Below are 15,953 nucleotides of genomic sequence, written 5' to 3'. Positions count from 1 at the left end.
CTTGCGACCGCTGAGGCACACGACCGTGCGCCTGTCCTCTACGGCGCGGAATACGGGCACTACGCCAGTTGGATATTTAACGGCGCGGTTGGCGAGTTACGCGGAGTCTTTGGTGTTCACATTGCGTTGCTTGCGGCGAAACACGGCCTGGATATTGAAAGTGACCTGGCGCCGATCATTACCGCTGTCGCCGATGACCGACCGTCCAGTATGTCAAAAGCCGAGTATCGGCGAATATGCTGAGCAAGGGCAGTCACCATATGGCTTGCTTTCGCGATAGCGGCTCGCAGGCGTGGTGCCATCTGCTGTTTAGTTCCTGACGTCACTTGCCGTCGACTGCTGCAATCTGAAACGGTACTGGACGGACCCAAAAGGTTTGCCCGTTCCCAGAAACGCTCACCCCATGCACCGACGGAAACCCGCAACGCAAGCCTGATATTCAATTCGAGTGATTCGATGTGTCGGCCTTTAAATCCGTCGCGTAATAATTGCTGTTGAATTTTGTTAAATAAATTCCATTTATTCAAGAATTTGACGGAGTTTGGATCGTGCTGGTATTTTCATTTGGTATTTCGTTTAAGTAAATCAACATGCATGACCGGGCGGTTTGCGGAATCGCTACGGGTAATTCGTTTTGTATCTATGCGGATTCCGCATCTGGAAAACAAGCTGTGAACTATTCCATTCCTCGCGTCTTTATCGGGGCACTGCCGTCGCAGGACACCCGCCCGTTCCGCCTGTACTGGAACCGCTCTCAGACGGAGCTGGCGGGCCTGCTTCTGATTCAGCGCCTGGATATTCGCGAAGCGCTGTGCGGGGGTATCGAAGGCCGGCTTTCCTGTATCTCGACCAGCATCGGCGTCCCGCTCGAAACGTTCCTCGGCCAGCCGGTGATGGTCCAACTGGTCACGGATCAAGGTGGACTGCATTCGATCTGCGCGATCGTCACCGATGCGCACGAAGGTGAATCGGACGGCTCGCTCTCCACCTACCAGCTAGTGGTTCGCGATGCGCTCTCCATCATGGAGCAGCGCATCAACACGCGGATCTTCCGCCAAAAGAGCGTTGTCGACATTCTCCAGACGCTCGTGCAGGAATGGCACCGCAAAAGCGTGACGCTCGCGGGCACGTTCGATCTGGATATCTCGAAGCTCGACGCATCGAGATACCCTGCGCGTGAGCAGACGCTCCAGTTCAACGAATCGGACGCGGATTTCGTGCGGCGCTTGTGTCGGCGCGACGGCATCGCGTGGTTTGTGCGAACAGGCGACCGCCAGGACACTGCCGGTAACAGCACGCAGCCGTTTCACACACTGGTGTTATTCGACGATGCGATCAAGCTCACACAGGCGAGCGTCGGCACAGTTCCTTACCATGCCGACGCGGCGATCGGCGCAGCCGATTCGATTACGCTGCTGAGCATGGGGCGCCAGGTCGTGGCCGGCTCGATCCGGCGCACGAGTTGGGACCTCAAGCCAAGCCGTGTCGACCAGGTCGAGGTGCCCACGCGCGTCGATCAGGGCGCGGCGGGCAATGACCTCGCGCACCTGCTCTCGGATTCGCGCATCGATTCGCCGCACATGGCCAACTCCTGGGCGGACTACGACAGGCTGGGCCGCGCACGCGTGGATGCCCACGATGCCCGCGCGGCGCGTTTCGACGCGGCAAGCGGCGTGCGCGATCTCGCCGTGGGCTACTGGATCGGCGTGTCGGGACACCCTGAACTCGACAAGCTCGCAGAGCAAAAGCGCCATATCGTCGTGACCGCGCTGCATCACCGCGGCGAAAATAATCTACCGAAGGATTTGAACGAGCGCGCTCAGGCGTTGTTCACCGCGAGTCGCTGGTCGTTCGAAACGCCGCCCGAGTCGGTCGATACGCGTGCGCGTCCGACCACCATTGATGGCTCCAGCGCGAGCCGCTATGAGAACACCTTCAGCGGTGTCGCTCGCGATACGCCGCTCACACCGTCCTATGACCCGCGTGTCGACCTCCCGCCGGTGTATCCCATCATCGGCACAGTGACGGCGACTGAAGGCGAGGAGGTGTACTGCGACGAGTACGGTCGGCACAACGTGCGGATCCAGGGGCTTGACGAGGCCGACCACGTGCACGCGAACGGGGCGGGCACGAGCGGAACGCCGGCGGACAGCGCCTCGGTGCGCGTGTTGAGCAGTTCGGCGGGCGATACGTACGGCGCGCAGGTGCCACTGCGCGCGGGCATGGAAGTCTTGCTCGATTTCGTGGGCGGGGATCCGGACCGGATGTACATCGCAGGGGTCTTTACGAACGGCGTGAATATGCCGGCGGCGATGTTCAGCGGTACGGGCTCGCTGCCAGGCAACCGCTACCTGTCGGGGCTGCGCTCGAAGGAGATCAAGGGCCGGCGGTATAACCAGTTGCGCCTCGATGACACGCCGTCGCAAATCAGCGCGCAAATTGCCAGTCAGCATGCCTTCTCCGAAGTCAATTTAGGGTACCTAACGCATCCGCGTGACAACGGACAGGGCGCGGCACGCGGCGAAGGTGCGGAGCTGCGTACCGACGCGGCCGCGGCGCTGCGGGCCGCGCAGGGCATCTTGTTGACGACCTATGCGCGCTCGCAGGCGAGCGGAAACCATCTGGACCGCGACGAGCTGATCCAACTGCTCGGTGAATGCACGGAGCTGTTCAAGTCGCTCGGCGACTACGCCGGCCAGCACGGCGGGCAAGCCATGGACGCCACGGGCCAGAGCGCCTTGGCGAACGCGCTCAAGGGCTGGCAGGCATCGGGCGGTGAGGCGCTGATGGCGTTCGGCGCACAGGCCGGCTCGGTGAACGTGACGCCGAAAACGCACGTGACGTATGCGGGCGAGAACATCGATCAGGTTGCCCAGCAACACGTCCAGGTGACGAGCGGCCAGCGCATCAACCTGCAAGGCGGGCATGGGGTCGCGCTGTTCGCCCAGGCCGAAGGCATCTCGGCGGTCGCCAATCACGGCAAGGTGAAATTGCAGAGCCAGGCCGACGACACGCAGATCGACTCGGCGAAGAGCATTCAGATGACGGCCGCCGGCGGCAAGCTCGCGGGCATGGCGAGCGATCAGGTGGTGTTCGTCACCTCGGGCGGGGCTTACCTGAAGCTGCACGGTGGCGACATCGAGCTTGGTTGTCCTGGCAACTTTACCGTCAAGTCCGCCGGGCACACGTGGGGCGGGGCTGCGAGCATGAGCACCGGCATGCCGAAGTTCGACGATGCACCGCTGGGTCGGGTGCCGCAGCTCGTGCGGGCGACGGACGGGCAGGCGGCGAGCGGCTACCAGGGCGAAATCCAGAAGTCCGCGGGCGACATTGTGAAGGGGCAGACGGACGGCTCGGGCAAGTTGTCACCGATCAGCAGCAATCAGGTCGAGTCGCTGGTGGTGAAGTTTTTCAAACAGAAGACGTGAACAACACGGACCCTAACGCATGACCGCTTCCTCAGATCCGTCCCGCGTGCTGGTGGGCAGCGCGCAAGGCTCAACCTTGTTCGATCCCGACAAGGAGCTCATTTGCATCAAGCAGATGCCATTGCCGGGCATCGTGATTTTCGTGCATGGCGTCAACTCCGAAGGGGAGTGGTTCGAAGCCGCTGAAAAGGGCCTGTGCCGCGGCTTGAACGCGCGACTTGGTCGCAACGACGATCAGTTGACCTATACCGGCCCCGCGGCTGGCCAGCTTACGCCGGTCAGCTATATCGACAGCCTCACGCCCGACGGCTATATCAATCCGGATATGTGGTCCAAAACCTATATCAAGCCGGATCCGTCGTTCTCGCCTGTGATTCACTTCCGCTGGGGCTACAAGGCCAACAAGGACGAACTGAAGGAGTACGGCACCAACATCTTCCTCAACGAGCAGAACTACTGGGGTGGCGGTCCGTTTGCCAACGGCACCTCGAGCCTGCCCGATCTGTGGCATGAGGGGGTGAACGATCGCCTGTTCCTGTGGCTCACTATTCAGCACCTGAATGCGGTGGACTCGCGCACGGTGTATTCGTGTCCACCGCGCGCCTATATGGTGCTGGGCGCTCTGCGGCTCGCAAAGCTGATCGAGACGATCCGGACGAAGCAGGCCGATACCGCGATTACCGTGGTTTGTCACAGTCAGGGCAATATGGTCGGGATCGCAGCCGCGTTCCTGGGCGACCGCCTCGAACCCGTGACCGATTCAACGGGGAAAAGCGGCCGCTGCGTGGCGGACACGTATGTGCTCTGCAACCCGCCGTATAGCCTCGTCCCCAGCAACTTCATGGATACATGGGCGCAGCGTGGCGTCAAGGACAAGCAGGGCAACCGGGGGCGTCAAAGCTATGTCGCGCGCGCCGGCACGCTCAAGGCGTATTTCGACATCCTGCGGGAGCGGGCCTCGCTGGAGCCCGAGGCGTCCTTGCTGGACCCTGAGATGGCCAATACGCGCAGCTCGGCCAGCGGCGGGAAGTCGTACAACGCTGCCGACGATCGCGCGGCGCATGGCCTGAACAACAAGACGTACGGTCGCGTGACGCTGTACTGCTGCCCGCACGATCAGGTCGTCTCGGTGACGACTGTGCAGGGCATCGGCTGGCGCGGTATGAGCGACCAGGAGCGCAGCGACACGAACGCCGATGGCGTATTCACGCAGCGGGTGTTTGCTTCGGGCTATGACGTCGGTCAGACGGGCAAGTACCACTACTGGGGCAAGGACTGGCGGAACGATCTGAACAAGAAAGAGGGCTTCTGGTTTCCGCCCTCGCCGCTTGCCCGTTTCTCGCTCCGACGCGCGATGGAGTCGGACCGCGGGCATCCGGTCGCGCAGGTCATGACGGTTGCCACTGCTGTGCCGTTGTTCTTGCTGTTCAATCTGGTCTTAAGCATGCCTGTTAATGCCAGCCCGGACAAGGACTGGGAAATCCTGATCAACGCGCCGGCGCTTCCCGTGGCGTTCGCGCCGAAAGCGATGCGCTATGGCAAGGTGTCGTCCGTCTCGGATGGAGACGACCACAGCGACTTCAATGAGGGCTACGATCCGCCGGCGGACGCGCGCAATGCCAGCAAGGGCAAGGACGGCACCCCATCGGATCCGGACGATCCCTACGACAGCTATCCAGGCAAGGGGCTGGGTACGGAGCAAAGCGAGGCGTCGCAACGCTACGAGGACCACGCCACGCTGCGGATGCTGGCGCGGCGCGAGAACCAACCCGGCTGGATCGACGAGCAAGGCAAGGTCGTCGGCGAGGACGATCCGGCGCAGGCGAGCGAGGATTACAAGCAGTGGCACAACCAGCAGGTGACGAATCTTTTGTCACAAGGGGTGGATACCAGCGCGACGAACCATTCGACGATCATGACCAATGATGAGCATGCCGAAATGGCGCTGGCGTATGACGTGGCGATCGGGCTGTGCGATATCGCGGCTGAGGATCTTGTCCAACTGCGCTGGGCAGCCGACTGGCGGTTTGGCAAGGGCCTGGCGGATGACGATCCAAACAAGCAGTTCGCTGACTACTTTGTATTCGGGAAACGCAACGAAGCTTTCTTGCAGGACTGGATTAAATCGGATCCTGACGCCAGCATGCCGGAAAAGATCCAGGACGAACGGGATGGCAATTTCCTGCTGGCCCCGGGGAGTGCCCTGCTGACGCCGGGGAGGGTCCTGCTGTGAAGAGGCTGCTCTCGACCTGGCCGCGCCGGCTTGGACTGGCGATCGGTGTGATGGTGCTGGCCGCAGCGTTGATGCTGGTGACAATGGCGAATGGAACCGGGGCGACGCCCCCGATGATGACGACGGGAGATGTGATGAAACGACTGGTGCTACTACCGGCCCTGCTTGCCTTCGCGGTGTTCGTGCTGGGAAGCGCGTTCGCCATGTCCAGCGCCTCGGCCGCCACGCCAGGGGAAAGCGCCAGGCCAGCAGCCCCTGCGGATGACGGCGGCAAGCCGTTCGTCGCCCAGGTCGTCGGACTCGAATGGCTCAATCCGCTGCAACGGCGCGACTATCCGACGGAATGGCAGACGCTGTGGACGCTGGGGCTCGTGAAGCCGAACCTCCACGACGACATGGTGCGGACCAATCCGAAGAAATATACGTCGTTACAGCCGGTAGCGGGGATTGCGAATGGAGTCTTTGGAAAGGAAACGTTCGAGGGGTTCCACAAGAAATACGTTGACGAGTTGCTGCCGCTGTTTGCCGACCGTTACGTAATGAACCCGAGCTACTTCTACACGGTCGCGCCGTCGGACAGGCGCAAATGGCGCGAGCTTGCCGGCATTCATGTCGAGTACGCGATCCCCGCTGGCCGGCTCGATCCGGTGAAGGCCCGTGATTTTTTGCGTGACCGGATGATCCTGGCGTTCGAAATCGGCAACAAGTCAGCACCGGATCTATGGAGTCACAACACCCCGCCGGACGTACACGTGACACCGGGCGGCCCGAATGCCGGCTTCACGTCGCTCAACGCGGCGCTCGACTATCTGCAGTCGCACCCGAAGGAAAGCGTGTGGGTGATGAACTGGGACGCGCCGGGCTTCCCGCCGAACGATGAGCAGATGAACGAAAACATGGTGCTGCTGATCCTTGCGGGACCCCAGATGGACACCGGGCGCGACCCGCTGGCCTGGATCGGCCGGGCCGCTACCGCGAACGTCGAAGACTTCGAGGCGAAGGCCGGCACGACACGCGCCACGCAGGCGTGGAAAAGCGCAATCGAGGCTGCTGCACACAACGCGAACGTACCGGCCACCGACATCAGCTACGTGATCCACGATGCCGGACGCGGCAGCGACGCAGCCTCCGACCGGATTGCCGCGCTCGGCCGCACGCTGACGGAAACGCTGCCGGAGTTCGAATTCCAGAAGCAGACCTTCAACACGCCAGCGCTGCTCGGCGAGATGGGTGCGGGCACGGCACTGACCGATGTGGTGCTGGCGATTGGCCGCGCCAATCACCTGGGTGGCAATACCCTCGTTGCGGGCACCACAGATCCGAAGCACCTGAGTGCGGTGGTCGTCGTGCCGCCCGCGACGCTCGTTCCGATCGACCCCGACCGGGACTGGTTCCGCGCGCGCGGCGAGAACAATGCCTACCTGCCGTGGTGGGGACGGCTGCGCGGTGTTGCGTACCGGACCCAGGGCTATACCCAGTGAGGGACGGCGTATGCGCGGAATCATCCGGGTGGGCGATGCGACGAGCCACGGCGGCCGGGTCGAGACGGGAAGCGGGACCAGCAAGGTCATGGATCGCGCCGTCGCCCGGAAGGGCGACCGGTGCATCTGTCCCATGCGGGGGCACCAGAACTGCGTGATCGCTGAGGGCGACCCGGAGGTCATCATCGACGGCGCGCCCGCGGCGTTCGACGGCCACAAGACTTCGTGTGGCGCGACGCTGATTTCGAGCGTATCCACTTCCGGCCGACCGTGACGGTTCGGCGTGCTGACCTTTACTGCGGGCGCATGGCCTGAACAACAAGACGTACGGCCACGTGACGCTGTACTGCTGCCCGCACGATCAGGTCGTCTCGGTGACGACTGTGCAGGGGATGGGCTGGCGCGGCATGAACGACCAGGAGCGCAGCGACACGAACGCCGATGGCGTATTCACGCAGCGGGTGTTTGCTTCGGGCAATAAGGTAGGTGAGACGGGCAAGTACTACGACTACTGGGGCAACGACTGGCGGCACGATCGGAACAGGAAGGAGGGCTTCTGGTTTCCACCCTCATCGCTTGCCCGTTTCTCGCTCCGACGCGCGATGGAGTCGGGCCGGGGGAATCCGCTCGCGCAGGTCATGACGGTTGCCACTGCTGTGCCGTCGTTCCTGCTGTTCAATCTGGTCTTAAGCATGCCTGTTAATGCCAGCCCGGACAAGGACTGGAAAATCCTGATCAACGCGCCGGCGCTTCCCATGGCGTTCGCGCCGCAAGCGATCCGCTATGGCAAGGTGTCGTCCGTCCCGGATGGAGACGACCAGAGCGACTTCAATGAGGGCTACGATCCGCCGGCGGACGCGCGCGACGCCGGCAAGGGCACGGATGGCACCCCATCGAATCCGGACGATCCCTACGACAGCTATGGCGGCAAGGGCCTGGGTACGGAGCAAAGCGAAGCGTCGCAACGCTACGAGGACCATGCCACGCTGCGGATGCAGGCGCGGCGCGAGAACCAACCCGGCTGGATCGACGAACAAGGCCGGGTCGTCGGCGAGGATGATCCGACGCAGGCGAGCGCGGATTACACGCAGTGGCACGATCAGCAAGTGACGAAGATCCTGTCGCAAGGCGTGGATACTGCCGCGACGAACCATTCGACGATCATGACCAATGCGGAGCACGCCGAAAAGGCGCTTGCGTACGACGTGGCGATCGGGCTGTGCGATATCGCGGTTGAGGATCTCGCGAGGCTGCGCCAAGCGGCCGACTGGCGGTTTGGAAAGGGCCTGCCGAAGGACGATCCGAGCAAACGGTTCGCTGAATACTTCCAGAAGGGCTTGATGAGCGATCAATCGCTGGTTCAATGGCTCCAGACTGATCCTGACGCACACATGCCGACAAAGATCCACGACGAACGGGATGGCAACTTCCTGCTGACCCCGGTCCGCGAACACGCCTTTGCAGTCGGTTTCGATTTGGCTCACCTTGCCATGCATGATGGCCTTGGCGCGCACGACGCGTCCGCCAAACGCCTCACCGATCGCCTGGCGGCCGAGGCACACGCCGAGAATCGGAATGTGGCCGGACAATTTGCGCAGCACGTCGAGTGTGATGCCCGCGTGCTGCGGATTGCTCGGGCCGGCTGAGAGGCAGATGCGCTCGGGGTTCAGTTTTGCGATCTCGTCGATCGTGATTTCGTCATTGCGGTACGAATGGACGTCTTCGCCGAGTTCGCCGAAGTACTGGACGATGTGACGTTACACCGGATGCACAGCATGTCAGGGCCGAATTTTCAGACGTGATACGATCAAAACCAATCTCAAAATTTGCATCAGATCGGACACCTGGAGCACGCAGCGCAATGCTGCCTACACCTCCAGCCTGATGCAGCAGCCGTAACGCAGATTTCCCGAGTTCGACGCGGGCGGCCCTTTGCCGGGGCGTTGCCGGCAACACGGCACGCGTGAGCCGGCGCGCATGCGGCCGGACCTGCCAGTGGCGGAACAGCGAGGAAGCCGACGATGCAGCTGGCCACGCAGTCGGAAGGAAACCGCTTGTGCAACGCGAGTGCACCGCGAGGAGACTCGACGATGGCCGGGTGTTATGCGCAACGGGTTTTCGGGTCGGCACTCCGGATGACGCCGCGTGTCGTCCTCGTCGTGTTGCTTGTGCTGCTCGTGTCCCTGGCGTCCGCGACTGGCGCCGAACCGGTGCCGCAGTCTCAGCCGCAGCCGCAGCCGTCGTTCGCGTTTTATTACGGCAACGATCCGCCCGTCGAACTGCTTTCCGCCTACGACGCCGCAGTCATCGAACCGGAGAGCGGCTTCAATCCGCTCGCGCACGCGTTGCCGCACACCACGTGGTTTGCCTACGCGAGCGTTGGCGAAGTGCTGCCGTCGCGTTCGTACTATGCGGCGTTGCCGAAATCCTGGCTCGTCGGCCACAACGAGGCATGGGCGTCGCGCGTGGTCGATCAGAGCCAGCCGGGCTGGCCGGCGTTCTTCGTCGAGCACGTCATCGACCCGCTCTGGGACAGAGGCTATCGCGGCTTCTTTCTCGACACCCTCGACTCGTACCAGCTCGCAGCCAAAACCGACGCCCAGCGCGCGCAGCAGCAGGCCGGGCTCGTCGCCGTCATCCGCGCGATCAAGGCGCGCCATCCGGACGCGAAGCTGATCTTCAACCGCGGCTTCGAGATCCTGCCGCAGGTGCACGATCTCGCGTATGCGGTCGCGTTCGAGTCGCTGTTTCGCGGCTGGGACGCCAGCGCCTATCGCTACGTCGAGGTGAAAGACGCCGATCGCGACTGGCTGCTCGGTCAGGTGCGCACGATCCGCGAGCAATATGGTCTGCCGGTCGTGTCGATCGATTACTGCGCACCGGCGGATCGCGCTTGCGCGCTCGAGACGGCCGCGAAGATCCGCGCGCTCGGCATCGTTCCGTTCGTGACCGACGGCCAACTGCAGACCATGGGCATCGGCGCCATTGAGCCGCAATTGCGCCGCATTCTCGTGGTTCAGGACCCGCAGCCCCGCACCGACCTGAACACGACGGACGGCGTGCGCTATGTGGCGACACCGCTCAATTACCTCGGCTACACGATCGATTACCACGACGTGCGCCAGCCGCTGCCGCAGGGCGAGTTGCGCGATCGCTACGCGGGCATCGTCATCTGGCTGAACGACCAGGTGCCGCGCGTGGGCGAGTATCGGGCGTGGCTCGCGCGGCAGATCGAGTCGGGCATGCACGTCGCGATCTTCACGTCGTTCGGCACCGAGATGGACGGGCAGTTCGCGCAGAAACTGGGGCTGCAGACGGTGGCGGGCAAGCCGGCGAATGGCACGCTCGCGGTCGAGTCGTCCGATCCGCAACTGATGGGCTTCGAAATGGTGCCGCGCCCGGACCCGGGTAACTACGTCGGCGTGCGCGTAGGGCCAGGCAGCCGCTCGCTGTTGCGTCTTCATTCTGGCAGCTTCACGATCGACGCGGCGGCGCTCACGCCATGGGGCGGCTATGTGATGCGCCCGTTTGCGGTGTTTGAGCTTTCCAATGTGGATCAGGCGCGCTGGGTCGTGCAGCCGATGGCGTTTCTGCGCGCCGCGCTGCGGCTGCCGACCGATGCGCCCGTGCCAGACACCACCACCGAAAACGGCCGGCGCCTCCTGATGTCGCACATCGACGGCGACGGTTTCGCGTCGCGCGTGGAGTTCCGCGACAGTGGGGGCAATGCTACGCCGCAGTCGCCGGAGTATTCGGGCGATCCGCTGTACCGCATGTTGCGCGATATCGGCGTCCCGACGACGGTGTCGCTGATCGAAGGCGAAGTCAGCGACGAAGGACCTTACCGTGCGTTTGCGCCGCATCTGCGCGCGATAGGAAAAAATATATTCGGACTGCAGAACGTCGAAGTTGCCACTCACACGTTCACCCACCCGCTGCAATGGATGTGGGTGACCGGGCTCGGAGATGCGCCCAGCAAGGAAGCCACCACCGAAGGCGGAGGGGTGGCCAACTATCATGGCCTGTCGATCCCGATTCCCGGCTACCAGTTCAGCATCGACCGAGAAATTGCCGGCTCGATCAAGTTTATCGACACGCAGGTCGCGCCGCCGGGCAAATCAGTGCGCGTCGTGTTGTGGAGCGGCGATTGTCAGGTGCCCGAACCGGTGCTGAAAGCGGCGTATGAAGCCGGCGTGATGAACCTGAACGGCGGCGACACGCTGATCACGAAGTCGAATCCGAGCTGGACTGCGATCGCACCGATCGGCGTGCGCAAGGGCCGCTACTATCAGGTGTTTGCGCCGAACCAGAACGAAGAGCTGTATACGGACTTGTGGCGCGGGCCGTTCTACGGTTTCAGGCGCGTGCTCGAAACGTTCGAGATGACCGACAAGCCGATCCGCTTCAAGCCGATCGACGTGTACTACCACATGTTCAGCGGCACCAAATACGCGTCGATGAAGGCGCTCAGAGAAGTACTGCACGCGGTGCTCGCGCAGCCGGTGACGCCGGTGTTCGTCTCCGACTATTCGCGCAACGTGCTCGACTGGCTCGACACCAGCGTGACGCGCGACGGTCGCTTCTGGGTGGTCCGCAACGGCGGGCAACTGCGCACGGTGCGCCTGCCGGCGGGCAAGGTGCCCGACATGACGACCGCCAGCGGCGTCGTCGGCTATCTGCCGGGGCCTGGCGGCACGTATGTGCATCTGGCGGGCAGCGAAGCACGCTTCGCGGTGCTGGATGCGAGCGCTGCGCCCCACGTCCCGTATGTTGCGCAAGCGAACGGCCGCATCGAGCATTTCTCCCGTACCGGCAACGGATTTGCGTTCGACCTGCGTGCGCGTGTCGCGCCGCAGTTCTGGCTGGCCAACGTGGGGGCATGCCGCGTGACGCAGCATGCCCTTTCCGCCAAGGATAGTCTGCATGTCGACGTCACCTGCGGATCCTGAACGTCAACGGCTCTTTTCGCCGACCGTGGTCGCCGTATTCGGTGCGCTGGTCACGCTGATGCTCGTGCTCGCGTTTCCGCGCGAAAAGCTCGAAGCGCGGCTGCTCGGCGGGAACGATGCCGGCAGCCTCACGATCGCGTATCTCGAAGCATGGCTGCGCGCCGATCCCGACAACGAAGAGGTCCTCGCCGAACTGACCAATCAGTATCTGAAAGGCTCGCGCATCGCGGACGCACAGCGCACGCTCGAGAGGCTTTCACGCTCGAAGGCACCGGGCGCGCCGCAGATGGCGCTGGCGATCCGGCTGTCGGTGGCGGAGCGCCAGCTCTACGAACTGGTACCGGACGATCCGAAGCGCCCGGCGCGCATCGCCGCGTTCGATTCGCTATTGCGCCGCGCCGCAGACTTCAAGTGGAGTAACGAGCAACTGGCGACGCTGGCTGGTCAGGCGCGCGCTTTGAACGACGGGGCGCTCGCCGCGCAGTTCTATAAGCAGCTCGTCGCGGCCGATCCGGCGAATGCGAAAGCGTGGCGCGTGGCCGACGCCGAAGTGCAGCTCGGGAACGGCCGCTATCAGGAGGCGGCCGACGCGTGGTTTGCAGCGCAAGCCGATGCGCCGACGCTCGGCGAGCGCAGGGCGCTGTTTCTTGCCGGTCTGCGTGCGCTGCAGTCGGGAAACCTGCTGCCGCAGGCGCTCGACGCTGCGAATCGCCATGTCGGCGATCTCGCCGACGACCCCGACACGTTGCGCTATCTCACGCGCCTCGCGATGGCGGCGGGTCGTCCCGATGTGGCCGAGATCTACGTCAAGCGCCTTCTGAAAATGTCGTTGCGCCGCCGTCGTCGCGAGGACAACGACATCGAAGCGCCGCGCGTCATGCTTGCGTCGTTCTGGACGGGGCAAGCCGGGAGTCTGTTGCGGGTCGCGGCGTCGGCGGCGCCGGGCGTTGCCGCAACGGCTCCGCCCAACACCGCCGACGAAGACCTGGCCTACAGCGTGTTCCTCGCGAATGGCGACGTGGCCAACGCCGAGCGCGTCGCGAAGCGCGCGCTCGACAAGGACCCGCAGTCCAACCTCTGGCGCAAGCGCCTCGCGCAAGTCGCGGAGTGGAATCAGGACCCGGAGGTTGCGCTGAACAACTGGCTCGCGCTCGCGCAGTCTACGGGCGACGAGGACGCATGGAAGCAGGTCGCACGCCTCGCGCCCGGCCTCGACGACGACGCCGCGACGCTCGCGGCGATGCTGCATCAATCGGAGCGTTCGCCGACCGATCTCAAGCTCGTGGATCAGGTCGTTGCCGCGTATGAGCGTCTCGCCGACCCGGACGGCGGCCTGCGCTTCCTGATGAGCCGTGCGCGAGGGGCGATGCGCGAGCCGCTGCTCAATCGCTATGCGGTGCTCGCCGAGCGCAAGGGCGACGACGATCTCGCTTTGCGCACGTGGCGCACGCTCGAACAGGACTACGGCCCGAATGCAGCCTATGGCCGGAAAATCGCACTGATCCTGTACACACGCACCCAGTTCGAAGCTGCGCTGGCGGCGATGCAGGAAGCGCAGCGCGGCGCGGCGAAAGACGACGGCGACTTCTGGCGCTTCAATGCGCAGCTCGCGATGATCGTCCAGCAACGCGACGCCGCGAGGGCGGCTTACCGGGCGCTGATGGATTCGGGCAATCTCGCCGCCGGGGACTACGACGCGATGATCAGCTTCTTCGACAACTCGCCGATCGACGCCGGACGCATTGCGGAGCTGGCTTACCGGCAAGGCGGCGACGCGCGGATGCTGCAGCAGGCGATGTACTACTACCAGCGCGCTTACGCATGGGGGCGGATTGCGGCGATGCTCGATGCGCTGACGCCGGAGCAGCGCGCGGCGGCTGAAAAATCGGCGGCGTTCCTGCTCGCGCGTGCCGAGTACCGCCGCCAGATGGGCGACATGCCGGGGGCGGCCAGCGACGTGCGTCGCGCGGTGACGCTCGAACCGGACAATATCGAAGCGGCGGCCGCGTACATCTGGGATCTCAACGATCGCGGCACCTCGGCCGAACTGCGCCGCGCGCTGCGCAAGTATGCGTCGGAGGCGGACGGCAATCCGTCGCTGTGGGGTGCGTATGCTGCGGCGTACCAGCGTCTGGGCGACGGCCGGCATGTGCTTTACTACCTGCACAAGCAGGCGCCGACGTCGATCAAGGACCCGCTGTGGCGGCTCACGTGGGCCGATGCGCTCGAACTGAACGGCCGCACCGACGACGCGTGGCGCGTGCGCCGTAACGTGTGGATCGAGATGGCCAGGCATCGCGAGGCACTGCAGCCGACGGCGTCAGACGAAGACTCGTCCGGGACCGACCGGGAAGAGCGCGCCAGCCATCGGGTGTCGCTCGCGCAGCAGTTTTCGACGGGCGACCGCTCGCGCGCGCTGCTGATCGAGCTGCTGCGCGCGGACCGCAAGCACATCACCGATACGGCTTCCCCGACCGAGGCCGCGTCCGAACTCGGCGATCTGAGCGAATTCAGCAAGCTGCCGCCTGCGAAGCAACAGGCGTTGCGTCACGAGCGCATGCTGTATTCGTCGATTGCGCGCGAAGCGGCCATTTCGTGGGCGCAGGATCTGGGCGAAAGCGACATGGAGCGCGCGTGGCTCACGCGGCAGTATCTCGTGCAGAGCGCGCGACCGGTGTATGCCGAGGCGCAACTGGCGATCGAGGAGGGCGATGTGAATACGCTCGAACGTCTGCTCGACTCGGTGCCCGACCAGGTGCCGCGGCAAAACAAGGTCGATGCCGAAGCGCTGACCGGCCGCTACACCTACGCGCAAAGCGACGCGTTCGATTCGCTGACACGTCTTCCCGACGATGAGGTGATGCAAAGCCAGCTGGGCGAGCAGTTGATGCGAAGTGCGCAGGCGGTCGGTGCGGCGTTGCGCTACGTGGATCAGGGGCCGCTGCGTTTCACCGAGGAATCGGTGACGGGCAGCCTGCGTCTCACGTCCTCGCAGTCGCTGCAACTGCGTTACATGCAGCGCGACCAGTGGGCCGATGCTTTCGAAATGCCGAACGTGCCGAAGCAAGACCGGCTGTTCGAGGGAATCTATCGCCATCAGGGCCAGTACGACGAAGAGCGGATCACGCTCGGCGGCCGCCAGTCGTTCGAGGATTTCGTGACTGCACGTGTCGAAGGCGAGTACACGTGGTCGTCGGCGCTCACGCTCAACTGGGCGCTCGGCTACAACCAGGCCGCGACCGAAACCACGCAGCTGCAGGTAGGCGGCACGAAGGACATTGCGTCGCTCGGCTTTAACTACCACTACAACTCGTACTGGTTTGCCGGCGGGCGCTACGAGTACGCGCGCTTTCATGGACAGGATCGGTCGTCGCTCGGTGATGGTCATCTCGTCGAGCTGGAGGGCGGCTACAAGATCAAGTTCGATTATCCCGACTACACGGTTCGCGTCGTGTTTGCGCACGGCCAGTACAACGCGAACGGCACGCCGGGCGACGCGTTGCGTCCACTTGTGCCGCCCAGCGTGCCCTTCAATGCGGCGGCGTTCATGCCGCAGACTTTCACGCAGGCCGGACTGTTGTTTTCGTTCGGCGAAGACCTGCAGGACCCGCACCACTACTCGAAGGGCTGGCGGCCATTTTTTTCAGCGGGGCCGCTGCGCGACTCGCGCACGGGATGGTCGGGGCAGGTTTTGGTCGGCGCGGCCGGCAGCGTGTTCGGCGGCGACCAGGCGGTCGTTTACGGATCGTACGAGGGTGTGTCGGCGACCAGTGCCACATCGGTCAAGGAAGTGGGTATCCGGTATCAATGGTTCTACTAGCGAATGCGAATTGCCAGCAATCACCAGGACTTGCCAGCACGG

At 63.8% G+C, this 15,953-nt stretch carries 6 protein-coding genes and 2 pseudogenes; 7 read left to right on the top strand and 1 reads right to left on the bottom strand.

Annotation, left to right across the window (positions count from 1 at the left end):
- The first annotated feature begins 671 nt into the window (after positions 1-671).
- The 5 genes and pseudogenes from D1Y85_RS10620 to D1Y85_RS28075 all read left to right on the top strand — a co-directional run.
- Positions 672-3,428 (top strand): type VI secretion system Vgr family protein, encoded by a 2,757-nt coding sequence (locus tag D1Y85_RS10620; protein WP_246024862.1) that lies wholly within the window; start codon positions 672-674, stop codon positions 3,426-3,428.
- A 19-nt stretch (positions 3,429-3,447) separates the two neighbouring features.
- Positions 3,448-5,661, top strand: a complete 2,214-nt coding sequence (locus D1Y85_RS10615; protein ID WP_124150999.1) for a T6SS effector phospholipase Tle3 domain-containing protein — start codon at positions 3,448-3,450, stop codon at positions 5,659-5,661.
- The gene (locus D1Y85_RS10610) at positions 5,658-7,142 is read left to right on the top strand and encodes a virulence factor (protein ID WP_185218950.1); all 1,485 of its coding nucleotides are present in this window, start codon (positions 5,658-5,660) and stop codon (positions 7,140-7,142) included. The genes D1Y85_RS10615 and D1Y85_RS10610 overlap by 4 nt, the downstream gene beginning before the upstream one ends.
- Before the next feature lie 10 nt (positions 7,143-7,152).
- The gene (locus tag D1Y85_RS10605) at positions 7,153-7,416 is read left to right on the top strand and encodes a PAAR domain-containing protein (RefSeq protein ID WP_124150998.1); all 264 of its coding nucleotides are present in this window, start codon (positions 7,153-7,155) and stop codon (positions 7,414-7,416) included.
- A gap of 22 nt (positions 7,417-7,438) precedes the next feature.
- Positions 7,439-7,543 (top strand): annotated as a pseudogene (locus D1Y85_RS28075) (T6SS effector phospholipase Tle3 domain-containing protein); the annotation flags it as partial.
- A gap of 1,041 nt (positions 7,544-8,584) precedes the next feature.
- Here D1Y85_RS28075 and D1Y85_RS10600 read toward each other — a convergent pair.
- Positions 8,585-8,893, bottom strand: a pseudogene (locus tag D1Y85_RS10600) (glutamine amidotransferase-related protein); the annotation flags it as partial.
- 384 nt (positions 8,894-9,277) lie between these two features.
- Here D1Y85_RS10600 and D1Y85_RS10595 point away from each other — a divergent pair.
- Both D1Y85_RS10595 and D1Y85_RS10590 read left to right on the top strand, forming a co-directional pair.
- Positions 9,278-12,091: a bifunctional glycoside hydrolase/polysaccharide deacetylase family protein gene (locus tag D1Y85_RS10595; RefSeq protein WP_246024861.1), complete on the top strand. Its 2,814-nt coding sequence runs from the start codon at positions 9,278-9,280 to the stop codon at positions 12,089-12,091.
- Positions 12,066-15,911 carry a tetratricopeptide repeat protein gene (locus D1Y85_RS10590; RefSeq protein WP_124150996.1) on the top strand — a complete coding sequence of 1,282 codons (3,846 nt, stop codon included), beginning with the start codon at positions 12,066-12,068 and terminating at the stop codon, positions 15,909-15,911. Before D1Y85_RS10595 ends, D1Y85_RS10590 begins: the two co-directional genes overlap by 26 nt.
- Positions 15,912-15,953: the final 42 nt, after the last annotated feature.

Source organism: Paraburkholderia dinghuensis, assembly GCF_003837865.1.
In the GTDB taxonomy this organism is placed as follows: Bacteria; Pseudomonadota; Gammaproteobacteria; order Burkholderiales; family Burkholderiaceae; genus Paraburkholderia; species Paraburkholderia dinghuensis.
The sequence above is the reverse complement of the archived record's forward strand: the minus strand, read 5'-3'. Positions and strand labels throughout refer to the sequence as shown.

Excerpts from the sequence above, each read along its gene's own strand:
- D1Y85_RS10590 (WP_124150996.1), top strand. The coding sequence starts at position 12,066 with ATGTCGACGTCACCTGCGGATCCTGAACGTCAACGGCTCTTTTCGCCG.
- D1Y85_RS10615 (WP_124150999.1), top strand. The coding sequence starts at position 3,448 with ATGACCGCTTCCTCAGATCCGTCCCGCGTGCTGGTGGGCAGCGCGCAA.
- D1Y85_RS10595 (WP_246024861.1), top strand. The coding sequence starts at position 9,278 with ATGACGCCGCGTGTCGTCCTCGTCGTGTTGCTTGTGCTGCTCGTGTCC.
- D1Y85_RS10605 (WP_124150998.1), top strand. The coding sequence starts at position 7,153 with ATGCGCGGAATCATCCGGGTGGGCGATGCGACGAGCCACGGCGGCCGG.